Source organism: Dyadobacter sp. 32, from assembly GCF_902506755.1.
GTDB lineage: Bacteria > Bacteroidota > Bacteroidia > Cytophagales > Spirosomataceae > Dyadobacter.
Window position 1 is genome coordinate 1,846,259 of the sequence record NZ_LR735258.1, and the last position, 23,562, is coordinate 1,869,820.

Consider the following 23,562-nt stretch of genomic DNA (forward strand, 5'->3'; position numbering starts at 1 on the left):
TTTTTATTTTCTACCAATTGATTTCTGCAAGTCCCTTCGAAGATAAATAAGCGTTTGCCTGACTGAAATGGCGGGTACCAAACCACCCTCCCCCGTTAGCCGACATGGGTGAGGGATGTTTCGCCCTCAGAATGTGATGCTTGGTCCCATCAATGATCCTTCCTTTTTCCTGTGCATAACGCCCCCACAGCATAAATACCAGATTCTCCTTTTCATCGGACAAGCACTGTATAACCGCATCTGTAAATATTTCCCATCCTTTATTTTGATGAGATCCGGCAGCAGCCCCCTGAACAGTCAACGTAGCATTCAAAAGAAGAACACCCTGATCTGCCCACCTTTCCAGATTTCCGGATGCAGGAAAGTCTTTACCCAGATCTTCGCGAATTTCTTTAAAAATATTGATCAGTGATGGTGGCATCCGAATGCCATCATTCACAGAAAAGCACAAACCATTCGCCTGCCCCGGTCCATGATAGGGGTCCTGACCTAATATTACAACCTTACAATCATCAAATGTACAATGATTGAACGCATTGAAAATCTGAGCACCGGGTGGATAAACAGTCTTTGTTTTATACTCATCCCGCACAAATGAAATCAACGATTCGAAATAGGGTTTATCAAATTCCGGTCCTAATTTTCCTTTCCAGGACTCCTCAATTTTTACATTCATAGTTTACAGTAAGGCGTATTTTTTTTATTTTAATGCAAGTTGGATAAACAGGTTCACCTTTTTTACTTTCTCAAATACACGCTCATTCAGGCGTCACTGTAATTTCAGCAACATAAAAACCATACTTGAGAATCCGAATCAAAGTGTTATAATCATTTATCTTGTTCAAAGAAAATGATTTTTGATTTGGATATGTCAGTAAATGGTCTTTATTTTCGTTAAGAATAAGGTAGTGACAATGTAAGCGTTTTTGATGTTGGCAGTTACCCTACCCTAAAACTATGAAACCATGGTATCAAAAGTAACGGATGGTGTTAAAGTCACCGTTTTAACAGAATATCAGCCAGATTATTCCAATCCCCGGCAAGATCACTATGTTTTCACTTACAAGATCCTGATTGAGAATCACAGTGAGTACACCGTGAAATTACTTCGCCGACATTGGCTGATCTACGATGCCCACGGCACCGTGAGGGAGGTGGAAGGTGAGGGTATTGTAGGTCTGCAGCCGATACTTGAACCTGGCGATGTGCACAATTATGTGTCAGGCTGCAATCTGCGGACTGACCTCGGAAAAATGGCGGGCACTTATCTCATGGAACGCATCCTGGATGGCCGGCAATTCCGGGTGGTCATTCCTGCATTTACGCTCGTCGTCCCCTACAAGCTCAACTAGTCTCCGGGTAGCCACGATCCGGTTGATTACCCGAAGCCCCCACCCTAATTCGCACCAGATTTGATTGCAGCATATTTAAAGTATTTATTAAGGTCGGGCAATGCACATGCCATACATTCCCCCTTTCTGTTTGAGCTATACAACAATGTCATCCGGGTAAAAAATGACAACCATCCCGACTACCAATCATTAAAGATCCTGCGTAAGGGGCTTCTTTCATCCAATACCGAAATTGAAATTCTTGATTTAGGTGCCGGATCAAGGGTGAATCGTTCAAACCGCCGGAAAATCAGGACGATTGCCAAAAATGCCGAAAAACCAGCCAAATTCGGTCGGCTGTTTCATAGATTAATCCGGCGCTTCCAACCGGAGACAGTCGTAGAGCTGGGAACATCACTTGGCCTGACTACCCTTTATCTCGCCAAAGCAAAACCCGATGCACGCGTCATCTCGTTCGAAGGCTGCCCCGAAACGGCCAAAATAGCGGAACGAAATTTCAGGGATCAAAACGCGGCGAACATAGAGGTTGTGCTGGGAAATATTGATGAAACCCTTGTAGCGACACTGAAAGACCTGCCCAACGGAATCGATTTACTCTATGTGGATGCAAATCATCGATATGAGCCAACGGTCAGCTATTTTGAAGCCTGCCTCCCCTACGCGAATAATGACTCCATATTTATCTTTGACGATATCTATTGGTCACCGGGAATGACTCAGGCCTGGGAGCACATTAAGTCTCATCCACGGGTATCGTTAACAATCGATCTGTTCTGGATAGGTATTGTTTTTTTTCGTCAGGAGCAGGTGAAGGAAGATTTCACTTTGCGATTTTAGCCCACGGGATCAGTTAGCAAACTAGTGGCTACCGTTTGGTAACTATGAAGGCTTGTTCATCGCGCCTTTATTACCTTTACCCATCCCTACCATCTACAACCTTATGAAAGTTGAAACAATTCTGGCGGATCTTCGAGACAAAGGGATCCTCCCCGCTGAACAAGCTTCACTTATAGAAATCTACGAATCAAAGAAGCCTTTTTCGGTTCACTGGGAGTTACGATCCGTACTCTATCTCGGTATGCTACTGTTTACTTCCGGCTTGGGTGTAATCATTTATCAGAATATCGACACCATAGGGCATCAGGTGATCATTGGACTGATCGCTTTACTCACAGCGGGTTGCTTTGCTTATGCATTTCGTACACGCCAGGCCTTCAGCTGGAACGAGATTGAAAGTCTCAATAAGCTAAACGACTATGCACTACTGCTTGGATGCACATCCTTTCTTATCCTGGAGGGTTATTTACAGTTTCAGTATCATGTGTTTGGAACCAAATATGGTCTGGCGGTTTTTGTCCCTACTGTTGTATTTTTCTTTTGCGCCTACGTCTTTGACCACCGTGGTGTGCTCTCCATGGCCATCACGGGCCTGGCGTCATGGCTGGGTCTTACCATAGCGCCCTTATCCCTGCTCTCGGGTAATGACTTTGCCGATTCCCGGATCGTGATGACGGCGATTGTGCTCGGAGTGGCTCTGATTGCTGTCGGATGGATCACCTTCAGAAAAGATTTCAAAGGTCATTTCTCCTTCACTTATTTCTTTCTGGGCGGGAATCTATCTGCGATAGCCTCTATGGTAGGACTTTTTAACGAGCGCTGGAAGATTTTCTATTTTGTAAGTGTGGCAGCGTTGAGCACGTTTTTTATCTATTATTCCCGTCAAAAGCATGCGCTTGTTTTTCTGTTGATGGGTGTCATTTATGGGTACATTGCTGTATCGTATGCTGCTTTTAAGATCCTGCCCGACGAAACACTTTCCTTACTCGGAATCCCTTATTTTATGCTGACGAGTATCGGTGTGATTTTATTTCTGCTGAATGTCAAAAAAATATTGGGATCGACAAAATGAAAAAAGCCTACAACACGGAATGGGTTCGAAATATCGGCATACATCAGATAGCAGAGTCGTGGTTGCGAAAAAAACTGATTACTTCTGATCAACTGGTATCAATCAGGAACATGTACCCGGAGAATTTTTACAGACCCGGTGTTTTCGTAAAAATCGGTTTGTTCATTTTTGGAACAATCGCCTGTAGTTTTTTTAGCGGTTTTCTATCCCTTTTCATCCTTGCAGGTGCTGACGGTGACGGTGGATTAAGTGTAATATCCATCTGCTCGGCCATCGGTTTCATTGCCATGCTTGAGTTCCTGATCAGGGATCGAAAATTATTTCACTCCGGGGTGGATAATGCGCTTTTGTATGCAGCGTTCGTGGCCACCATGATCCCATTTTTTATTCTTGTCAACGAACCGCCCGTTTGGTTTTCCTGTTGCTTTGCTCTGGTATTTCTTATCCCGGCCTTTCTGCGGTACGCTGATATGCTTGCTGCGGTAGCCTGCTTTGCCATTTTGCTTTTGCTCCTGACAAACCTGATGATGAAATTCGCCCTGGGAGCAGCATTACTCCCATTCGGCGTCATGCTTTTTTCAGCGGTTGTGTTTTTTATAAACAGGAAAGCGGTTAGTGATTATTATGCAAATTGCCAGGTCGCGATCACCGTGGCCTGCCTGGCCGGGTTTTACATCGGGGGCAATTATTATGTTGTGAGGGAAGGAAATGCCTTCTTGAACGATCTGAGCGGTGCAACAGCTCCTCAAATAGCTTTCGCACCCATATTCTATTTTTTCACTGTAATAATTCCTCTTTCATATATCGTTTTTGGACTGAGAATAAAAGACCGAACATTGCTCATCATGGGGCTTTTAACGTTTGCGTTTTCCATTTACACCTACAAATACTATTTTTCACAGCTACCTATTGAACAAGGCGTTTCTGTCCTGGGCGTACTGATGATTTTGTTTGCAGCAACTGCCATCAATTATTTAAAAACACCCAAAAAAGGGATCACCGACGAGAAAGAGGGTGACCGAAAACTTGCCAATCTGGAAGCGCTCATTGCTGCGCAGCACTTAGGGCAGACACCAGTAGAAAAGGGAATGGAGTTCGGTGATGGCGACTTTGGCGGTGGTGGAGCCGGAAATAATTATTAGGGTTTTACCAACAAGTTAATGGAGCTGCCGCGCGGCGGACTGCAAAGAGCTGCGAGCAATCAGGCATGCGCTCTTCAGACTTTTCAATTTGCAAAAAATGACTTGGCGCAACCGTCACAATCCGATTCACTTGAAACCAGACTTTCAGGGGAGATCCGGCAGGCCAATACCCCTGGCCAAAACACCAAAATGGGATTTCCATCTCAGCAAAAAAACGTGAATTTTCCCATCTGCCCAACTCCGTACATCTGTTACGTTCAGCTAGTAACGGTGGCAAACCAGGTGCGCCTCATTCAGTGGCCTGAGTGACTCATCTTACCGAGTATCAGACGGTCCGCTCTGTCAGCCACATTTGGCAAATGCCTCCAAACTCGAGACAGAATTGGACCTAAATGACTTGGATTGTGTATTGGAATGGTAGCCCATTATTAGTTCCGTTTTGCATATTCATTCATTAACCGTAGCTTACAGAATCCAAACCACATGGTCAGCTGACCGTCCGTGGCCTGCTTACCGTTAACCAAAATGGATTTGCAACTATGATGGAATGATTTTTGCTAGACAGAAAAAGTGGCCAGAATTACATAACTTACCCACCAGAAGAGCACAAAGATGTACGTATCAACGATCATGGACGAGTTGTCCCAATGGCAAAGCAAAATGCAAAGAAAGCCTTCGCGGGTGGATCGCGCATCAAAAGCTGTTCAGGACAAGATCAATACGCTCATTCCCAATAAAATTCATGACGTAATCACCAGCACCATCAAACAGATGACAAGGGCTGTTTTATTCGGTGCTGAGTTTCTGACCTCCTCCCCGGCAGAAGATCTATCGTTTGAACAGCGTGAAAAATTGGCTAAGGATCGAATTGAATTCTATAAAAAAGCGGGAGCGGCGGAAGGTGGTATCACAGGGGCTGGGGGCTTTTGGCTCGCAATCGCAGAGTTCCCCGTTCTGCTCGGCATTAAAATGAAGCTACTTTTTGACATTGCTTCCATATATGGGTATTCTGTGGAAGATTATCGGGAACGACTATTTATCATGCATGTTTTTCAACTTGCCTATTCAAGTCAAAAAAATCGTCAGCTCATCTATCAAAAAATCACCGGATGGGATGAAAAAAGTAAATCGCTGCCCGATGATATACACCAGTTTGACTGGCTTACTTTTCAACAGGAGTACCGTGATTACATAGATCTTGCTAAAATGGCACAACTTATACCAGGTATTGGTGCTGCCGTGGGGCTTGTGGTGAATTACCGTCTTTTGAACCACTTAGGAAAGACGGCAATGAATGCCTACCGAATGAGGCAGGTAGAGGCAGGAAACCCTGAACTGCTTAGGGTTCCGATTTAATTAGAATAGTAACAATACTTTAATCGAATTATCATTTTGCATTTAACTTTGGATGAGCACTAAAACAAAGGATAAAGTATTTACCAAAAAAATAGATTCGGCGTTTCTTGCCGTTTATAATGGGTACGTGTTCTTTTTACGTTTCTTCCGTGAAGCTTTCCGGGGAAGAATGGAGTTCCAGGAAATGGTGAAGCAGTGTTATGCGATCGGATACCGATCGCTGTTGTTAATCAGCATGACCGGATTTATCACGGGTATGGTATTTACCAAACAGTCCCGACCTTCGCTTGCAGAATTCGGAGCTACTTCCTGGCTTCCATCGCTGGTTTCTATTGCCATTGTGAGAGCCCTCGCCGCTCTGGTTACTGCGCTTATCAGTGCCGGCAAAGTGGGATCCAGCATTGGGGCAGAACTGGGATCCATGCGGGTTACCGAGCAGATCGATGCCATGGAGGTTTCAGCCGTTAACCCTTTTAAATTTTTAGTGGTCACCAGAGTGCTGGCTTCTACGATCACCATTCCTATTCTGATGTTTTACTGTACACTGGTAGCGCTTCTGGGCGCCTTTCTGAACGTTACATTAAACGAAGGTACCAGCTTCATCGCATTTTTTGAAAGTGCATTTGAACAGATCACCTTTCTCGATATCTGGACATCCGTAGCGAAAGCAGTTGCCTATGGGTTTACGATCGGCATTGTGGGTTGCTATCAGGGCTATAACGCTAGTAAAGGCACAGAGGGCGTTGGCAAGGCGGCAAATGCTTCTGTGGTCATATCCATGTTCCTGATTTTTATAGAAGAAGTGATTATCGTTCAGGTATCCAATTATTTTAGAGTTTAACGTATGAGCGAAGTAAAGCAAGAGGGTGAACCCGTCATCTTGATAAAGGATCTTTACAAATCTTTTGGAGATCTGGATGTACTGCGAGGCGTAAACCTTGAAGTCTACAAAGGTGAAAATGTAGTGGTACTGGGACGTTCAGGAACCGGGAAATCGGTGCTTATAAAGATTCTGGTCGGTCTTCTTACCCAGGATAAAGGCAGCGCGCTGATTTTAGGCAAAGAAGTTTCCACACTTAGCGAAAAAGACCTTCGGGATATACGCCTTAAGATCGGTTTTTCTTTCCAGAACAGTGCCTTGTACGACAGTATGACTGTGAGGGAGAATCTGGAATTCCCGCTCGTGAGGAATGTGGCCAATCTTACCCGCGCGGAAATCAATGAGCAGGTCGAATCCGTGCTAGATTCCGTAGGACTGCTGCAAACCATCAATCAGGTGCCTTCCGAACTGTCGGGTGGTCAGAGGAAACGGATTGGTATCGCACGGACGCTTATCCTGAAACCTGAGATTATGCTGTATGACGAGCCCACCGCCGGGCTGGATCCCATTACTTGTCTCGAAATCAATCAGTTGATCAACGAGGTAAAAGAAAAATACAACACCAGCGCCATTATCATTACGCACGATCTGACCTGTGCACGTGAAACCGGTGACCGGATCGCCATGCTGCTGGATGGACAATTCCTTGAGCAAGGCACCTTTGAAGATGTATTTAATACCCAGGAACCAAGAATCAAAAGTTTTTACGATTATAATTTTATCCAGTAAATAATGGAAACAACAACCAGAAAACGCTCAATAACCGTTGGTCTTTTTGTAATTATCGGTGTCATCATTTTTGTAGTCGGTATTGTTACCATCGGCAGTATGAGAAAAGTATTCTCGTCCAAAATTCATGCAACCGCAATTTTTGATGATGTCAATGGCTTAAAGCCTGGCAATAATATCTGGTACTCCGGTGTAAAGATCGGGACCGTAAAGACCTTGAAATTTCTAACGAACTCCAAAGTTGAAGTAATTCTGAACATTGAAGAAAAGTCACAGGAATTCATTCGCAAAGATGCCAAAGCCAAAGTAAGTACAGACGGACTTATTGGGAACAAAATCATCGTACTTTACGGCGGAAGTCAGAAAGTGCCGTCTATTGAAGATGGGGACGTGATAGCCGTGGAAAAAATTGAAAGCACAGAGGAGATGATCAGTGTGCTTTCCGAGAACAACAAAAATTTGCTGGGCATTACCAGCGCATTCAAAACCATCAGTAAAAATATCCTGGAAGGGAAAGGTACCGTGGGAAAGCTACTGAGTGACGACCGCCTCTACACAGAAGTAGATCAAACCCTTGCCGGACTGAAGAAAGCATCCGCCAACGCCCAGAACTTAACCGCTTCTCTTTCCGCCTACACAGCCAAATTGAATACAAAGGGCGGCCTGGCCAACGATTTGGCCACAGATACCGTTATCATGCGCGATATGCGTGCAACGATGTCCCGGCTCAACGATGCTGTCGTCTCGGCAAACACGATGATCGCATCAGCCAACGTAATGGTGACTAATTTAAAGACCGCCAGTGCTAACTTAAACTCCAACACCAAGAGCCCGATAGGCGTACTGCTTCATGATGAACAGACGGCAGCTAATTTGAAAGGAACAATTAAAAACCTGGAAATGGGCACAGAGAAGCTGGATGAGAACATGCAGGCACTGCGTTCCAATTTCCTGTTCAGAAGATATTTTAGAAAAAAAGCCAAGGAAACCCCGGAGCAACTTCCAAAAGAAGAAATCAAGGCAGATACAATTAGGTAGTATAATTTACTAGATTTGTAGTAATCCCTAGTAAATTCATACTTAAAAGCTAAATAAATGCCCAGCAAAATTAACCCCGCACTCGATCTGGAATACATTGACAGGGTGTATGGCAATGATGCGAATATTATTTCTTTGATATTCAATGCGTTTCTATCGGATTGTCTTCCAAGATGGTATATTCTGGAAAATCTGATTGAAGCACAGAATCAGAAAGAGGCCGCCAGTCTGGTGCACGGACTAAAGCCCTCGTTCACCATGACCGGGCTCGGTTCTATAAAAAAGATGATTGAGGAGCTGGAACAGCTTATCCTCAACAATGCCGGGAGGGATGAACAGGCCGCACTCTATTTCGAAATTAATAAAAAAATGGAGGTGTTGGTACCCATTATTAAAGAGGAGGCCGCCCGTTTGGAACAAATGAGTTAATTGAAGTTGCTCATTTACCGCATAAAGTACGAATCACTTAAAGGCCCCTGTCAGCAGTGTACAGCCAAAGAAGGTGTTAGGCGTGGCATCTAATTGCTGAAGACAACCCTCACAGTTACTTTTTCGGGTGAATTGGAATGCGTTTTTGCAGATGGAATCCATGCAGGCCCTATTTTTATCAGATTAATTGCTGAATCCCGAAGCTCCCGAGCTCCTTTGGCCGAAAAATCTGATAGCGAGCCATCTCTGTTCACTTTGAAGGACACCTGTACGCTTCCAGTACGGGAATCGGTTGATTTTTGCCTGAGATAGGCATCGTAATTTTCCCATCCTCCTACCGGGATCGCTTTGGCAGACTTTCCTCGTTTTTGGGCTTGCTTGCTGGAGGTAGCACCATAACCAATTGCTACAGCCTCTCCAAGTGCCTGTTGATCTACTTCCAGCTTTATTGTACCCAGATCGGCTTTATCCGGTTTGATCCAGTTGGACTTGTAACCAATGTATGTGATCTTCAAAGAATCTGATAAGCCGACCTCCAAACTGAAATTTCCATTATGATCTGTATAGACGCCGGTGTCGGGTGATCGTAAAATGTAAGCACCTGGCACCGCCACACCGTCAGCATCTACGATACGTCCATGAGCTACCATTTTGAAAATTTCACTATCTATCTCCGTCGACTTACTTGCAGACACTGATGGTGATGATACCAAAGAATGAGTAGACCTGCTCCTTGTTGCACCCGTTCCAAAGCCGGAGCTTGTCTGTGCTATATCAGGCCGTAAATTGCTATTTTCATCAGGTATAGTTACCTCCTGCTCAAGCGATGCGACACGTTTGGCGGTATCTTCCTTAATCGCCAAATCGGCCGACTTTACTTTCCCGGTCCTGGATGCTTCGTGTATTCTTTGTGAAATGATGGTTGAATCAACCGAAGATACTGGCACAGCTGATTCAAGCTCCCGAATGGCTGGTGCAGGCCGGGTAACTGTCAATGGTTCCAAATTTGAGTTTTCATCCTGCAGTTTGTTTGTGTATACCAGCCAGCTTAGGGATAAAATTACACTCGCTGCTGCTACATAAGTCCAAATCGGAACTATGCGACTCTTATCCTCTTTTATTCTGTTTTGCAATGCAATATTCAGTGCAGATAAAGGAATGTCAGGACTGATATTATTTTCAATCATAGCCACATAACCCTCATAAGCATCGGCAAGCAGAGGCTCTTCAAGCAATCGTTTTTCAAATCGATTTTGCTCTTTATCAGACATTTCTCCGCTTTTATAGCGACGAAAATCTATAAAAATTGATACATGCGAATCAGTTGCTCCCATTCTTGTCCATACAGATTTTCAAATTTCGCTTTCCATTCTGGATATAACTTTTCACTTTATTAAAATCGAACCCGGTCTCTTCCGAAATTTCACGATAACATTTTTCCTCTTTGAAAAACAGGTTAATACTGCGACGCTGTTCCTCATTCAAGGTTTGCATACATCTTTCAAGAGAAATCAAATCCTTGCTGAGCGTAAGTTCGTCAAGAACGTGATGATCTGTAAAAAGATGATCTTCCTCCCCTACTTCCTCCATGCCAACGAATACACGCCTTACCCTCACTTGCATCAAACAATAATTCACCGCGACGCGGTGCAGCCAGCCCTTAAAATTCTCTACACGATGCGTTCTCAGATCCGCCACAAGTTTTTCAAAAATCTGCATCACAGCATCTTTACTCGCATCTTCATCCTTCAGATATTTAAAGCAAATCGAGAACACCATTTCCATATAAGGCTGGTACAGCTTGCCCAGCACCCGCAAATCTCCAGTCTGTCTGTACGACAGCAAATAATCTGCATCTGTCAGATTTTCGTCCCGATCCCGTTTGAAAATTTTTAAAAACCTCAATTTAATCTCTGAAAAAAGACCACCCTATTGCTTTACAGTCATTAGATGCCTCTTTTTTTAAATTCCATAAAAATTATCGCAATATTTTATGGAATCGGGTTCAAGGATGCATCTGCCTAATGAATTAAACGAAATATACTCATGAAAGCAAAACTCTTAGTTTGCCTTGTTCTACTTCTCAGTGGCTTCGACACATCTAACTTCCGAACCATCACCGGAACCGTTACCGACACCCATGCGCAACCCCTGCCAGGCGTACTGGTCACCATAAAGGGGACAAGCACAGGTACTACCACCGATGCCCATGGAAAATATGCCCTCGCCATTCCAAAGTCCGGAAGATTTCTTCGTTTCAGTTATGTTGGATTCAAGAATACCGAGGTCAAAATATCCTCAGATTCAATTGTAAACGTCCGCATGCATGCCGATTTCCACGCTCTTTCGGAGACGGTTTTAGTAGGTTTCGGTCAGCAATCCAGCAGGACCGAGAATATGTACATATCTGCTCAGCCATCAATGCCCTACATCAGTGGGACGACAGGAAATACTGAAAATTACAATCCGATCAACGAAAATGGTTTTCAAACTGCATCTTCCACTCCGGTAACCACGTTCTCCATCGACGTAGATCGTGCAGCTTACAGCAACGTACGTCGTTTCCTGAATAGCGGGCAAATGCCACCTGTTGATGCTGTCCGCATTGAAGAGATGATTAATTATTTCGATTATGATTATCCGCAGCCAAAGGGAACCGATCCCTTTTCTGTCACTACCGAAATATCAGAATCGCCCTGGAATGCAGGGTTGAAGCTGGTACACATCGGGCTGCAGGCCAGGAAAATTTCCACAGATAACCTTCCGGCATCCAACCTGGTTTTCCTGATAGACGTCTCGGGATCCATGTCCGATCAGAACAAGCTTCCGTTATTAAAGCAAGCTTTCAAGCTACTGGTAGACCAGATTCGTCCACAAGACAAAATTTCCATAGTGGTGTATGCCGGAGCAGCCGGGGTTGTATTGAGCCCTACATCCGGAAACAACAAGATTAAAATCAAAGAAGCACTTGACGCACTTCAGTCGGGAGGATCTACGGCTGGCGGCGAGGGAATCAATCTGGCGTATAAGCTGGCGCAGGACAACTTTATGCCCAAAGGTAATAACCGAATCATTCTAGCTACGGATGGCGACTTCAATGTGGGTGCTTCCAGTGAAGGAGAATTACAGCGTTTGGTTGAAGAAAAACGCAAAGGTGGTGTTTTCCTGAGCATTCTTGGCTTTGGGATGAGCAACTACAAAGACAGTCACATAGAAACACTGGCCGACAAAGGAAATGGAAACTATGCCTATATTGACAACATTCAGGAAGCGCAGAAAGTCTTCATACATGAATTTGGCGGAACATTATTCACCCTGGCCAAGGATGTAAAACTGCAAATTGAATTCAATCCGGTGCACGTACAAGCCTACAGGTTGATCGGGTACGAAAACCGGGCAATGAAAAATGAAGAATTTCACGAGGATAAAAAAGACGCAGGCGATATGGGATCAGGACACTCGGTAACGGCCATCTACGAAATTGTACCCACTGGTGTTACAAGCCCGTACCTGCAAAAAACCGATGCTTTGAAATATCAAAAAACCGATGCCCTGGTAGATTCACATGAGCTATTGACTCTAAAAGTCAGATTTAAAAAACCGGACAGCGAAAAAAGTGTATTGCTCGATTTCCCGGTTAAAAATGTAAGTCAGCCCTTGGCTTCGACCTCCGACAATTTTCGTTTTGCTGCCTCAGTTGCTGAATTTGGCCTCCTGCTCCGCCAGTCCGAGTACAAAGGAAATGCCCAGTATAACGAAGCAATTAAACGTGCAAAAACCGCATTCGGAAAAGACGAAGAAGGTTACAGATCCGAATTTGTCCGCCTGGTGAAGCTTACTCAAGCCCTGGATAGCAGGAATGACACGGCGAGTAGTGATCGAATGTTGCGTTGAGACGGATTGTGGCTCGCTCTTAGGAAAACTGCCCGATACAGCAGGTAGCTCGATGAAGTGCCTGTAATATCGGGCGGTCACGACATTTATTTTGAAAAAAAATAGATCATCGTGTTCGTTCTATCAAGCATTCGATGCAAATCATCCAGTTTCACAGGTTATTGGCTGGTTTGTGTGTAGCTTGTGGATGGTACTGTTATTTGCGTTCCGCCGAATGTGAATCTTAGTCTGGCGTAGGCGTTTTGCTAATTGCCGGAGCTTTCAACAAAACCCTGGCTAGTCCGTCGCCGGGTGTAAATCATATTGACTAAAAGCTGCTACTTACTTGAAACGATGGCCAATTGCAGTGAGATTGATCGCAATTCAACCACAAAACTGGCTTTGCTATTAACTGTTGCTATCAGGTAAGCTGAATATTCTGCTTCCGGTGATGCATCCCTGTCATGGAGGTCGTATTTTATTTTAAACGACTTTGAAAGTCGGCTCTTATCCTCCACCAATAATTTTATGACACGTTAAGTCGGTCAGTGCGTTTTTATAGGTGCCAGCAATAGCATCAAGGAAATACATTCCGCGATGTACTTCTGCCCCCCCTCCTCCTTACTATTCATTTTCAATGCTATGCTTACAGCTATTTAGACTGTAAATAAATTTTCCCAAGCGCCGGAATTACCACGATTTAAAGTTCTATCTCTATCGAATTTTATGTATATTCACTTATATCATTCACGTAGCGTAAACCCAAACCCCGGTTAACATGTGTGCCTCATCAGCTTTAATATTTTATGGGTGTCAGATTGCGTCTTTGCTGATCGTTTTAAAACGCTAATAAAGCTTTAGAAATATGGACAATGGTATTTTGTCTGCCACTTGGTGGGGTTACCTGGCACTTCATCCTGAAGTATTCAAAATAATGCCTACCCCATGTATCGTGCTTGCCTCCGACCCGCCCTTGTTTACTATCACCGATGTGAACGGTGCCATGGAATCCCTGGCTGGGTGCAAAGAAAATGAACTGACAGGCAAAGGTATTTGTGAGGTGTTATCGGAAAGAACGGGCGTTGACAAAAATGAGTGTAAGCAATGGATTGAGAAGGCGATTTTAGAAGGTCTACCGATGAAGTTGCCCCTTCTGAAATATAACAAAAAATGGAATGACAATGAGGTCACGGCGGATTATGTGTATTTGCAGGCGACCGTGGTGCCCCTTTTGGATTCGGCAGGATGTGTCAGCAAGCTGTTTTTCCCTCTAACCGATGTTACGGAGATTAAAAGAAACGAACTATCAGAAAACAACATAGCTGCCGGCAGGGATACGCGGTTGCTGGAAGAGACGCAACGTGTGGCCAGGATCGGAAGCTGGGAGACAAGCCTGAGCGATAAGACAATTGTGTGGTCGGATATGACCCGGAAAATTTTTGAAGTGGGCGACGATTTTGACCCTCCCTTTGATAATTTCCGTATTTTTTTCAAAGTGGAATCCGATTACGATACATTTATTGACCTGGTTCAGGAGGCCATCGAAAGCGGTCAATTGTTTGATACCGAAATCCGAATTACTACGGCTCAGGGAAACGAACGCTGGATTCGAATTACAGGACAAGCAGAGTACCACAACGGACGCTGCAGCAGAATATATGGCGCAGTGCAGGACATTACGGAAAAAAAGACTACTGAATATCTGCTCACCGAATCCCGCAATAAGCTTCAGTCACTAATCGAATCCGTTAATGGGATTGTGTGGGAGGCCACTGCAAGTGAATTTGAATTTTCTTTTGTGAGTGATAACGTTAAGAGTATTTTGGGTTATACCCCGGAAGAATGGCTGGGGGAGCGGCATTTCTGGGAAAGTCACATTCATCCTGATGATCTTGAAAAAGCGGTAAGCTACTGTGAGAGGCAGGTTAGTCTTCTCAAAGATCATATCTTCGATTACAGAATGATCAAAGCAGACGGCAGTATCATCTGGATCAAAGACATCGTGTCTGTGATCATCGAAGACGGCCAGCCGGCTTGTCTTCGTGGGCTGATGGTGGACATTACCGAAACCAAAATCATCGAAGAACTGAATGTACTCGAAAGAGCAGTTCTGAAGCAGAGCGCTACCAACGATACATCTTTAAATGAAGTAGTGAGCATGTATCTGAGGGGAATTGAAACGATTTTTCCCGCCATGCAATGCTCCATGCACAAAATAAAGGAAAACTGCCTGGACCTGGCGGTCGCGCCTTCCATCTCTCCCGTTTATCTACAGGCGCTTTACAATCTTCCTATCGGTCCAATGGCAGGCTCCTGCGGTACAGCTGCATACCTAAAGGAGCGGGTTATCGTAACCGATATTGCAAATGATAAAAGGTGGATGGATCATGCCGCATTGGCGCTAGAATATAACCTCAGAGCCTGTTGGTCCCAACCGATTATCAATTCGGAAGGGTTCGTGCTGGCTACGCTGGGCTTTTACTATAATAAAGTGAGGTCTCCGCTCGAAAGTGAATTAATGGTAATTGAGAGAACTTCGTCAATTTTAAAAGTAATACTGGAAAACAGGCATAAATCAATTCTGCTGGAAGAAACCACCCTTTTGATGCAACAGGGGCAGGAGCTTGCGGGGTTTGGCAACTGGCAGTGGGATATTTCTAACAACCTTGTGAAATGGTCCGAAGTCCTTTATGATATCTATGGGTTGGACAAAAACAGCTTTAAGGCAACCTTTGAGGGATACCAGGAATTGCTGCATCCCAATGACCGGGAGCGGGTAAAGGAAGGTATTTTACAGGTACTCCGCGACAAAAGGGATATTGTTTTTGAGGAACGAATTGTACGGCCGGACGGAGAAATTCGCCATCTGAAATCCTGGGGCCGTTTGCAATCCGATGAAAATGGAAATCCTGTGAAAATGCTGGGAGCGTGTCTGGATATTACCGAAAGCAAAAAAAACCAGGAGCTGCTTATGGCCAGCGAATCCCGGCTGAGGAATATTTTAAACGCGCAAACCAATTATGTGATACGTATAGACCTCGACGGGAATTACACTTATTACAACAACAAATATCGGGAAGATTTCGAGTGGATTTTTGGCGGCAAAGAGTTGTATGGCAACAGCCCTATGGCGACTATCATTCCCGCCCATCAACACCGGGTGGAAGAAACTTTCATGAAGAGTGTTCAAAATCCCAATCAGGTTTTCCAGGTAGAGTTGGATAAAATATCCCCGTCTGGTGGCGTGCAATCCACTTTCTGGCATTTTATATGCCTAACCAATATCAACGGAGAGCCTTATGAAGTACAATGTATTGGCCTGGATATTACCGCAAAGAAAAAGGCGGAAAATGCACTGAAGAGAAGTAATGAACGCTACAAATATGTCAGTAAAGCCACAGAAGACGCCATTTTTGACTGGAACAGCGAAACAGGCCACATCAGGTGGGGAGAAGGATTTACTCGTTTGTTTGGACTTGAAAACAATGAAAAAAAGAATCATACACTGGAAAGCTGGAAAAACCGTATCCACCCTTCCGATCGTGAGATAGTACTCGAAAGTCTCAGCAAAACCGTAAATGATATCGGGAAAGACCGATGGCAATCATCCTATCAATTCAGAAAAAAAAATGGTGTTTATGCCTATGTTCAGGAAAACGGATACATCCTCAGAAACGCTGGGGGTGAGATCGTTAGGATGATTGGAGTGCTAAGGGATGTGACCAAACAAAAACAGGAGGAGCATCATTTAAAGCTTCTTGAGTCTGTTATTACCCACGCCCACGATCTGGTCATTATCGCCCAGGCGGATCCGATGATTAAGACTTCGCTGAGCATTCTGTACACCAACGAGGCATTTGCCCGGATTACAGGCTACGAATTATCCGACGTGGTTGGTGAAAATCTCTTGCTGTTCACCGGCCTTGATCCCGGAGGTACCGAGGAAGAAAAATGGATTCAGACAATTAAAAATGGTTTGGCAGTGCAGATGGAGACGAGCTTGAAAAAGAAAAATGGCACTCAGGTCTGGATCAGTCTTTCGGTAAACCCTGTCGAAGACGAAAAGGGGCATATTACGCATTGGGTTTCAATTGGGCGGGATATTTCTGAAAGCAGGCGGTATACCAGGGCCATTGAGCAACAAAATGAAAAGCTCAAAAACATTGCATTTATGCAATCTCACGTTGTGAGGGCGCCCCTTGCACGTCTGATGGCTGCTGTGGACCTGATCAAAAACTATCACAACTCAGAACTGGAACACAAACAATTTCTGGATTACATCCTTTCGTCGGCGAATGAGCTGGACGGGATCATTAGGGAAATATCCGAAAAGGCCAGAGAGTCACGATCTGCAGGCTAATCTTGGGTGTCTGATTAGGCTGCACGAAACTGAGGAGCACGAACAAAACAAGGAGCATAAACTCCAGACTTATCCGCCTGGTGAAGTTTACACAATTTCTGGATAAGTGGAATGATCCCGTCCAGGACTAATCGAATTATAGATCGAGACCGGCTCTTCATACCTTTACTCGCCAACAACTACCCCCTTCACCGTCTTGGGCCTGGTCAGAAAATGAATAATAAGCCAGGCCACCGAATAGGTGAAGCCACACAGGGTGAAGATCACATAGTAGCCCCCCTGGAGGTTTCCTGCCGCTTTGTAATGATCCAGTAAATAGCCGATCAGCATCGGGAACAAGATCCCCCCTATAGCACCGGACATCCCGGCAATACCGACCACAGAGCTTACTGATTCTTTGGGAAACAGATCCGAAGCCAGGGTAAAAATATTGGTGGCCCAAGCCTGGTGTAATGCAACAGCCAGACTTAGCAATGCCACTGCAAACCATACGTCGGTCATAAACTGAACGAGGATCACTGAGAATTCAAAGATTGCAAAAACCAGGAGTGCTCCCTTTCGGGCCCTAAGCACCGACCAGCCCTTTTTGATCAGCCAGGAAGAAAAATACCCACCACCTACCGAACCAACGGTCGTTGCCGCATAGATGACCATTAAAGGCAAACTTGGCTTTTTGAGATCCAGGCCAAATGTTGTTGAAAAATAAGAGGGTAGCCAGAAAAGAAAAAACCAATAGATTGGGTCGATAAGGAACTTGCCGGTAACCACAGCCCATGTCTCCCGCATTCGAAAAAGTTCCCACCATTTTATTTCAGGCGCCGGGAATTCAACCTTGTCCTGCCCATCCTGTATCAGAATCAGCTCAGCACGGGTCACCCGTTTATGTTTCGAAGGTAATTCATAAATAATCCACCACACCGCTAGCCATACAAACCCCAGTGCTCCGGTAATCCAGAATACTTCCTGCCATCCATAGGCATTCAGAATCCAGGGCACAAGCGCCAGTGCGGCAACAACACCTACACTCGATCCCGCATTGAGAATTCCGGTTGCCAGCCCTTTTTCTTTTTTTGGAAACCATTCCGACACTGCCTTCATCGCCGCTGGAAAATTGCCGGCCTCTCCGATTCCCAGTACCATTCTTACTGCTGCAAAACCAAAAACACTACGCACCACTGCGTGCATCATCCCGGCCACACTCCAGATGATCACCGAAATTGAATATCCTCTTTTGGTCCCCACCCGATCAATAAGCCTTCCCATCAGCAGGAGTCCTGCGGCATACGCTGCGCTGAATGCCATCACTATCCGGGCGAAATCGGTTTCAGTCCAGTTGAACTCCTTTTCCAGAATAGGCTTCAAAAGGCCAATCACCTGGCGATCCACATAATTGATCGTCGTAGCGGCCAGCAGCATAAAAACAATGAACCACCTGTAATTTTTCATATCAGCGATTGTATCCGCATTTCATAGGAGAAAAAGTTTGGCGCAAAAACCTCAAACTTAGAGCCTCACCGCCTGACGGGCCAGTAACACCCAATGACCACGCTGCTTTTGCCATACCTGCAGCACTTTAAGTTTCACAGTTCCGGGCTCCTTCCCTGCATCGTGCGTATGAGCAAAGAATACATGCCTTACGATAGCTGTTTTGTCAACAATTTTAATCGACTGATCTGTCAGATCCAGACATGTAAACTTGTATCTACCCGTGACCATTGACTCAATGCAAGTCTGCTTGTCTTCGATCAGACCGTTGGAATGCCCGTATGTAAGGTCCGGGGAAGTTAACTTGTCAAAGGTTGCATGATCAGGATTAACCATTGTTTTCCTGAACAATTCAACGGCTGCAGCAACCTCATTTTCTTGCTTATTTTGGGCGAAAATCACACTTGTACTCATCCATAGAATTGTTAGGAGACAAAATCGTTTGTTCATTTTGTATAATGTTAAGCTGACTTTTAATTTCCTGTCATTGCCAATTGCTACTGATGGTATAAGTGACCCTTTATCAATAAATACTTTTCAGCTGATGATAATTGTCTATTCCGATGCTCCGGATCGGAAAGCATGTAACTGCTTTGATCAAAAACATTTATCACGTCCGCCAAGCTTCCGTTCAACATTTTACCTCCACAAAACAGCGAAATCACCTTCCCATCTCACTTTTCACATCTCACTTTTCCCATCTCACATCTCACATCTCACATCTCACTTTCCACATCATTCCAACCACCCAAAGCCTTCTTCACCTCCGGCCTTACCCTGGTCCCTAGCAGCTCAATTGTTTTCATCAAATCCTTGTGCGAGGGAGCACCAACGTCAACGTGCAGCAAAAAGCGTGTCAATCCGAACAATTCCTGATGGTATAAAATTTTGTCTGTTACCTGGGCAGCATCTCCGACAAACAGTGCCCCATCCTTAGTACGGCCCCCTTCAAACTGACCTTTGGTATAGGGTGCCCACCCCCTATCCTTTCCTATTCGGTTCATCTGTTGCGCATAATTTGGAAAATAAGTGTCGGAAGCGTGCTCTGCATGATCCCCAATCAAGCCGTGGGAATGCGTAGCGAGCTGCATTTTGTTGATATCATGCCCTGCTCTGAGATACTCCTCTTTATATAACTGAAAAAGCGGTTGAAATTGTTTTGGCATGCCTCCGATGATGGCGACGACCAGTGGCAGACCGAGCCTGGCAGCCCGTACCACAGACTCGGGAGTTCCGCCCACAGCTACCCATATATCCAGACCATTGGCCACAGGCCTGGGAAGAACCTGCTGATTGACCAGCGGGGCTCTGTATTTCCCTTTCCAGTTTACCACCTCATTTTGATTGATGGCCAGGAGCAATTCCAGTTTTTCTGAAAACAGGCCATTGTAGTCGTTCAGATTATATCCGAAAAGTGGAAATGATTCAATGAAACTTCCCCTGCCCACGGTGATTTCAGCGCGACCGTTGGACAGAAGATCTACTGTAGAGAAACTTTGAAACACCCGGACAGGATCCGTGGAACTTAATACCGTTACGGAACTGGTCAATTTAATATTTTTGGTAATACCGGCAGCAGCGGCCAGGATGATCTCCGGACTGGATACCGAAAAATCGGGGCGATGGTGCTCGCCTATACCAAATACGTCCAGCCCCACTTCGTCGGCAAGCTTTATTTCTTCCAGCATTTCCTGCAATCGTTGTTGTGCAGGTTGAAATGATTTTGTGCTTTGGTTGTAGGCCAAATCCCCAAACATGCTGATTCCTATTTCCATATGTATAAGATAATGTTGTGATGATAAATATAGAATTAAAGCTTTTGCGGACGTTTTCGTTCCCACAAAGAGCAGCTAAGCAATGAGCAACAGGCGCAAAAACCTCCGCGCCCCCTGGAAATGCTCCTGGTCAGAAATCTGAAATCCATCAAATTTTGCCATTTCTCTGATTTGTAATTCTGAAGACCTGCCCTGCTGACCTCATTTCTTAACTTAAGTCAACGGATTCCACTGGCTTTGGGGAATAGCTTTGCTGAGAATTCTAACAGATCAGAAAGAATGAACTATACCGCAACATCAACTTCCGCAAAGGTAATCGCTCGTATTGCGGGCATTTCTTTGATATTCATGGCCCTTATCGCAGGATTTGGATACGGCTATGGTTTTGAAAGCTTGTATCAGACTGACGATGCAATGGCTACGATTGCCAATCTCAATGAATCCCGATGGCTTTTCAGGATGGTGATGGTGTCGTTCATTGTTATTCTAATTTTGGATATCGTCATTGCCTGGTGTTTGTATGTGCTATTCAAAACCACGCATGAGCTTCTCTCAAAAAGCACCGCTATCCTGAGACTTATTTACACGGCCATCCTTGGGGCAGCTATTTTTCATTTGTCCTATGCCGGATACTTAATGGAACGCACTCCCCAAAAACCACATGATATCATGAACTGCCTCAATCAATTTTTGAGCACCTGGTCGTTCGGTTTAATATTTTTCGGAAGCCATTTGATTTCACTGGGCTTTCTTCTCAAAAGGGCTCGGGTGGTACCAAGTTTATTCAGCCTGCTAGCCCATCTGGCAGGAATTTGCTACATGCTGACCAGTGCGTCCAAGCTTTTATTTGCTTCTATTTATGCCCCGTACCAGCAAGTGGCGGATGGAGTACTGGCGCTACCCATGGCCATGGGTGAACTTGCACTTGCCTTTTGGCTCATCTGTAACGGCGCCCGGATGGATATTCACAAACAGTAAAATAACAAAGCACATGAAAGCAATTAACATCTATTAGCCGCAGCATATATGTCCATCCTGCTGGCGGCCTGCTCTGTTCAGCAATTCTAAGTAAACACGAAGGAGCAATCGTTTCAGTATGGAGGAAGCGTATTGGGAGAGGACACCAGGGAAAAGCAGTTCAAAAAGGACAGCGACATCCATATACTGGGTTTCAATGTAAAACAAAGTGATACCCAAAAAATGGCGCAGGAACTGAAAGCAGAATCTTACACGATTGAAACAAAATCCAATTTACATTAAGTCTAATAATTTATTTCACAAACCTTTTTAAGTTCCGAGTTGGGTTTCAGAAAATGGGAAAACATTTTCCAGAAAGCTATTTTTCTGTCTTTTAGTGTTTTGATAAACCTATTGTGAGTTATCTTTTTTCTCATATACCACCAGGCTCTTTCTACCGCATTTAAGTCTGGACTATATGGAGGTAAAAAGAACAGTTCGAGCTTTGGGTTCTTTTCCAGCCAGGCATTTATCCTTTTTGCATGATGGTATGCAACATTATCCAAGACCATAATAATCTTAGGCGCTGTCTTGTAGGTTCGCAACACCTTTTTCAAGTGCTTCTTGAAACTATAGCTATTGCCCCTATCTGCAAAACTTACTGTAATTTGGCCTGTGCCATAATTGTAGCTACCAAAGACCGTTTGCCTTTCCCGGTTACGTTGCTTACAAACTACTTGTGGTTGAGTGCCTTTTTTTGACCAGCAATAACTCACTGTAGCTGTGTTGGACAATGAGCATTCGTCCTCATAAAGCAATGTGCTCTCAGGGTTTTCCAGAAGTTTTTTTTAAAGCCTCTTTAAATTGATCCTGCTTTACTGCATCTGTTTCAGGAAATATGCCCCTGCCTTTCTGATAAGTGAATCCCAAAGCTTTAATGATGTTGTAGATCTGGGCTTTCTTATAAGTTATTTGATAATTTTTCGCAATCCACTCTATTAGCATAGGGCCCGTCCAGCTGGCACTGTTATAACCATGATTCGTCGGTGATTCTTCTGATAATAAAATACCGATCCGATTTCTTTGAACTTCACTAAGGCGAGCAGTGCGCCCACGACCTTCTTTATCTCGTAAGCCCTCTATGCCCTCTTTTTCAAACCGATGGACCCAGTTGGTTATTTGCTTGAAGCTGGTATTGTATAAATCTTCCAGCTTTCTGCTGGGTTGACCCAACGAAACTTGATATACAGCATACAATCGAATTCCGATCGTATACCTTTCATCATCTCGAAAAAGAGCCTTAATTTCCTCGGGCTTATAATTCCCCACTTTTAATACAGGTCTGGACATGATCTTATCAGTTTGATTCAATCCAAACATACAAAATATATGTGTATTTATTTAATAGACTTTATGTAATGGTCAATATGATTACCTCTGGTATGGTTTACTAGAGGATCGTGAAGGTGATCCAGCAGGGATCGCTGATCACATCCCGGGCTCCGCCATGGGTCATTTGGTTATAATCCTTTTCCTGATCCTGCTCAGCGACTCGGGTGTTATACCCAAATAACTGGCAAGCTGGTGTTGAGGAACACGTTGGGCCAACTGAGGCCTGTCTTTCAGCAAATTGAGATATCGCTCCTCGGGTGTCGACGTGATGAACCGGGCAAACGAGTCCTGGGTTTTTCCGAAATCCTGTTCCATCATTCTTCGTACCACCTGTTCCAGTTTGGGAAATGATTTATACATATCAGCTTCCGATTCCGGATTACCAACCAGCAAAATGCTGTCTTCCAGCGCGATAAGATAACTTTCTGACGCAGTTTTGGTTGTAAAACTGGTAAAAAAATTCACCGCATCTTCCTCCGTGTAAAACGCAGTGGTTTTTTCCACACCCTCAAGTACAACATATTGCCTCAAACAGCCTTTTAAAACGAAATAACACAGATTGCAGATTTGCCCCTGCTTAACGATGGTCGTATTTTTCTTTATTTCTTTGACGGTCATTAAATCCGCCAGCTCCTTGATCTCCCCGCTTGTCAGCGAATCAATTTTTGACAAAAACTTTATCAGTGCATCTTTCATGATGATACTCTTGTTGGTAAAATTCTACTATTCTGGCTTATCCAACGGCATTTGAAGGAGTTCTTTAAACAATTTAAATAGCTTTCCCTCAACATCCTAAATGTAAATTCATTTGCATGAATAGCCTAAATTGGTGGCATTCTGAGAATCGCGTCCCGAAGATACCGAATGAGTCACGGGTTACGTCAG

The 23,562-nt window shown here is 44.5% G+C and carries 21 protein-coding genes; 12 read left to right on the forward strand and 9 right to left on the reverse strand.

What is annotated here, in order from left to right:
• Positions 1-10: 10 nt before the first annotated feature.
• A complete protein-coding gene (ung, locus tag DYADSP32_RS07425; RefSeq protein ID WP_149243323.1) occupies positions 11-676 on the reverse strand; it encodes a uracil-DNA glycosylase in 666 nt (221 codons plus the stop codon).
• A gap of 289 nt (positions 677-965) precedes the next feature.
• Between ung and apaG the strand changes: the two genes are divergently transcribed.
• The 9 genes from apaG (at position 966) to DYADSP32_RS07470 (ending at position 8,835) form a co-directional block, all read left to right on the forward strand.
• On the forward strand, positions 966-1,352 hold the full coding sequence (gene apaG / locus DYADSP32_RS07430) for a Co2+/Mg2+ efflux protein ApaG (protein ID WP_149243322.1): 387 nt from the start codon (positions 966-968) through the stop codon (positions 1,350-1,352).
• 60 nt (positions 1,353-1,412) lie between these two features.
• Positions 1,413-2,189: a class I SAM-dependent methyltransferase gene (locus DYADSP32_RS07435; RefSeq protein ID WP_149243321.1), complete on the forward strand. Its 777-nt coding sequence runs from the start codon at positions 1,413-1,415 to the stop codon at positions 2,187-2,189.
• A 103-nt stretch (positions 2,190-2,292) separates the two neighbouring features.
• Positions 2,293-3,261 (forward strand): DUF2157 domain-containing protein, encoded by a 969-nt coding sequence (locus DYADSP32_RS07440; protein ID WP_149243320.1) that lies wholly within the window; start codon positions 2,293-2,295, stop codon positions 3,259-3,261.
• The gene (locus DYADSP32_RS07445; protein WP_149243319.1) at positions 3,258-4,403 is read left to right on the forward strand and encodes a hypothetical protein; all 1,146 of its coding nucleotides are present in this window, start codon (positions 3,258-3,260) and stop codon (positions 4,401-4,403) included. The genes DYADSP32_RS07440 and DYADSP32_RS07445 overlap by 4 nt, the downstream gene beginning before the upstream one ends.
• 612 nt (positions 4,404-5,015) lie before the next feature.
• Entirely contained in the window at positions 5,016-5,759 is a 744-nt protein-coding gene (locus DYADSP32_RS07450; RefSeq protein WP_149243318.1) for an EcsC family protein, read from the forward strand.
• Positions 5,760-5,811: 52 nt separating this feature from the next.
• Entirely contained in the window at positions 5,812-6,600 is a 789-nt protein-coding gene (locus tag DYADSP32_RS07455) for an ABC transporter permease (RefSeq protein ID WP_149243317.1), read from the forward strand.
• 3 nt (positions 6,601-6,603) lie between these two features.
• Positions 6,604-7,368 (forward strand): ATP-binding cassette domain-containing protein, encoded by a 765-nt coding sequence (locus DYADSP32_RS07460; protein ID WP_149243316.1) that lies wholly within the window; start codon positions 6,604-6,606, stop codon positions 7,366-7,368.
• A gap of 3 nt (positions 7,369-7,371) precedes the next feature.
• Positions 7,372-8,406, forward strand: coding sequence for an MlaD family protein (locus DYADSP32_RS07465; protein WP_149243315.1), 1,035 nt, complete (start codon positions 7,372-7,374; stop codon positions 8,404-8,406).
• Between the two features lie 57 nt (positions 8,407-8,463).
• On the forward strand, positions 8,464-8,835 hold the full coding sequence (locus DYADSP32_RS07470; protein ID WP_149243314.1) for an Hpt domain-containing protein: 372 nt from the start codon (positions 8,464-8,466) through the stop codon (positions 8,833-8,835).
• An 89-nt stretch (positions 8,836-8,924) separates the two neighbouring features.
• Here the strand turns inward: DYADSP32_RS07470 and DYADSP32_RS07475 are convergent, their stop codons facing one another.
• On the reverse strand, positions 8,925-10,106 hold the full coding sequence (locus tag DYADSP32_RS07475) for a hypothetical protein (RefSeq protein ID WP_149243313.1): 1,182 nt from the start codon (positions 10,104-10,106) through the stop codon (positions 8,925-8,927).
• Positions 10,107-10,155: 49 nt separating this feature from the next.
• Positions 10,156-10,740 (reverse strand): RNA polymerase sigma factor, encoded by a 585-nt coding sequence (locus DYADSP32_RS07480; protein WP_414617599.1) that lies wholly within the window; start codon positions 10,738-10,740, stop codon positions 10,156-10,158.
• 141 nt (positions 10,741-10,881) lie between these two features.
• On the opposite strand from DYADSP32_RS07480, the gene DYADSP32_RS07485 reads away from it, so the two are divergent.
• Together DYADSP32_RS07485 and DYADSP32_RS07490 are read left to right on the forward strand one after the other, a co-directional pair.
• A complete protein-coding gene (locus tag DYADSP32_RS07485) occupies positions 10,882-12,729 on the forward strand; it encodes a YfbK domain-containing protein (protein WP_149243312.1) in 1,848 nt (615 codons plus the stop codon).
• Between the two features lie 844 nt (positions 12,730-13,573).
• The gene (locus DYADSP32_RS07490) at positions 13,574-17,068 is read left to right on the forward strand and encodes a PAS domain-containing protein (RefSeq protein WP_149243311.1); all 3,495 of its coding nucleotides are present in this window, start codon (positions 13,574-13,576) and stop codon (positions 17,066-17,068) included.
• A 165-nt stretch (positions 17,069-17,233) separates the two neighbouring features.
• On the opposite strand, the gene DYADSP32_RS07495 is transcribed toward DYADSP32_RS07490, so the two are convergent.
• The 3 genes from DYADSP32_RS07495 to DYADSP32_RS07505 all read right to left on the reverse strand — a co-directional run bounded on the left by DYADSP32_RS07495 (position 17,234) and on the right by DYADSP32_RS07505 (position 20,328).
• Positions 17,234-18,514 carry an MFS transporter gene (locus tag DYADSP32_RS07495; RefSeq protein ID WP_149243310.1) on the reverse strand — a complete coding sequence of 427 codons (1,281 nt, stop codon included), beginning with the start codon at positions 18,512-18,514 and terminating at the stop codon, positions 17,234-17,236.
• Positions 18,515-18,571: 57 nt separating this feature from the next.
• Positions 18,572-18,967: a nuclear transport factor 2 family protein gene (locus DYADSP32_RS07500; RefSeq protein WP_414617600.1), complete on the reverse strand. Its 396-nt coding sequence runs from the start codon at positions 18,965-18,967 to the stop codon at positions 18,572-18,574.
• A 302-nt stretch (positions 18,968-19,269) separates the two neighbouring features.
• Positions 19,270-20,328 carry an LLM class flavin-dependent oxidoreductase gene (locus DYADSP32_RS07505; RefSeq protein ID WP_149243308.1) on the reverse strand — a complete coding sequence of 353 codons (1,059 nt, stop codon included), beginning with the start codon at positions 20,326-20,328 and terminating at the stop codon, positions 19,270-19,272.
• 279 nt (positions 20,329-20,607) lie between these two features.
• Here DYADSP32_RS07505 and DYADSP32_RS07510 point away from each other — a divergent pair, with 279 nt between their 5' ends.
• Positions 20,608-21,306: a DUF4386 domain-containing protein gene (locus DYADSP32_RS07510; RefSeq protein WP_149243307.1), complete on the forward strand. Its 699-nt coding sequence runs from the start codon at positions 20,608-20,610 to the stop codon at positions 21,304-21,306.
• A gap of 284 nt (positions 21,307-21,590) precedes the next feature.
• On the opposite strand, the gene DYADSP32_RS07515 is transcribed toward DYADSP32_RS07510, so the two are convergent.
• From DYADSP32_RS07515 to DYADSP32_RS07525, 3 genes are all read right to left on the reverse strand, one after another.
• A complete protein-coding gene (locus tag DYADSP32_RS07515; protein WP_149240963.1) occupies positions 21,591-22,103 on the reverse strand; it encodes an IS630 family transposase in 513 nt (170 codons plus the stop codon).
• Positions 22,104-22,110: 7 nt separating this feature from the next.
• Positions 22,111-22,635, reverse strand: a complete 525-nt coding sequence (locus DYADSP32_RS07520) for a helix-turn-helix domain-containing protein (RefSeq protein ID WP_149241584.1) — start codon at positions 22,633-22,635, stop codon at positions 22,111-22,113.
• Between the two features lie 162 nt (positions 22,636-22,797).
• Complete coding sequence (locus DYADSP32_RS07525; protein WP_149243306.1) at positions 22,798-23,373, reverse strand: Crp/Fnr family transcriptional regulator; 576 nt, start codon at positions 23,371-23,373, stop codon at positions 22,798-22,800.
• Between the last annotated feature and the right edge of the window lie 189 nt (positions 23,374-23,562).

Coding starts and splice junctions, on each gene's coding strand:
- ung (WP_149243323.1), bottom strand. CDS start 676: ATGAATGTAAAAATTGAGGAGTCCTGGAAAGGAAAATTAGGACCGGAA.
- apaG (WP_149243322.1), top strand. CDS start 966: ATGGTATCAAAAGTAACGGATGGTGTTAAAGTCACCGTTTTAACAGAA.
- DYADSP32_RS07440 (WP_149243320.1), top strand. CDS start 2,293: ATGAAAGTTGAAACAATTCTGGCGGATCTTCGAGACAAAGGGATCCTC.
- DYADSP32_RS07445 (WP_149243319.1), top strand. CDS start 3,258: ATGAAAAAAGCCTACAACACGGAATGGGTTCGAAATATCGGCATACAT.
- DYADSP32_RS07450 (WP_149243318.1), top strand. CDS start 5,016: ATGTACGTATCAACGATCATGGACGAGTTGTCCCAATGGCAAAGCAAA.
- DYADSP32_RS07455 (WP_149243317.1), top strand. CDS start 5,812: ATGAGCACTAAAACAAAGGATAAAGTATTTACCAAAAAAATAGATTCG.
- DYADSP32_RS07460 (WP_149243316.1), top strand. CDS start 6,604: ATGAGCGAAGTAAAGCAAGAGGGTGAACCCGTCATCTTGATAAAGGAT.
- DYADSP32_RS07465 (WP_149243315.1), top strand. CDS start 7,372: ATGGAAACAACAACCAGAAAACGCTCAATAACCGTTGGTCTTTTTGTA.
- DYADSP32_RS07470 (WP_149243314.1), top strand. CDS start 8,464: ATGCCCAGCAAAATTAACCCCGCACTCGATCTGGAATACATTGACAGG.
- DYADSP32_RS07475 (WP_149243313.1), bottom strand. CDS start 10,106: ATGTCTGATAAAGAGCAAAATCGATTTGAAAAACGATTGCTTGAAGAG.
- DYADSP32_RS07485 (WP_149243312.1), top strand. CDS start 10,882: ATGAAAGCAAAACTCTTAGTTTGCCTTGTTCTACTTCTCAGTGGCTTC.
- DYADSP32_RS07490 (WP_149243311.1), top strand. CDS start 13,574: ATGGACAATGGTATTTTGTCTGCCACTTGGTGGGGTTACCTGGCACTT.
- DYADSP32_RS07495 (WP_149243310.1), bottom strand. CDS start 18,514: ATGAAAAATTACAGGTGGTTCATTGTTTTTATGCTGCTGGCCGCTACG.
- DYADSP32_RS07500 (WP_414617600.1), bottom strand. CDS start 18,967: ATGAGTACAAGTGTGATTTTCGCCCAAAATAAGCAAGAAAATGAGGTT.
- DYADSP32_RS07505 (WP_149243308.1), bottom strand. CDS start 20,328: ATGGAAATAGGAATCAGCATGTTTGGGGATTTGGCCTACAACCAAAGC.
- DYADSP32_RS07510 (WP_149243307.1), top strand. CDS start 20,608: ATGAACTATACCGCAACATCAACTTCCGCAAAGGTAATCGCTCGTATT.
- DYADSP32_RS07520 (WP_149241584.1), bottom strand. CDS start 22,635: ATGTCCAGACCTGTATTAAAAGTGGGGAATTATAAGCCCGAGGAAATT.
- DYADSP32_RS07525 (WP_149243306.1), bottom strand. CDS start 23,373: ATGAAAGATGCACTGATAAAGTTTTTGTCAAAAATTGATTCGCTGACA.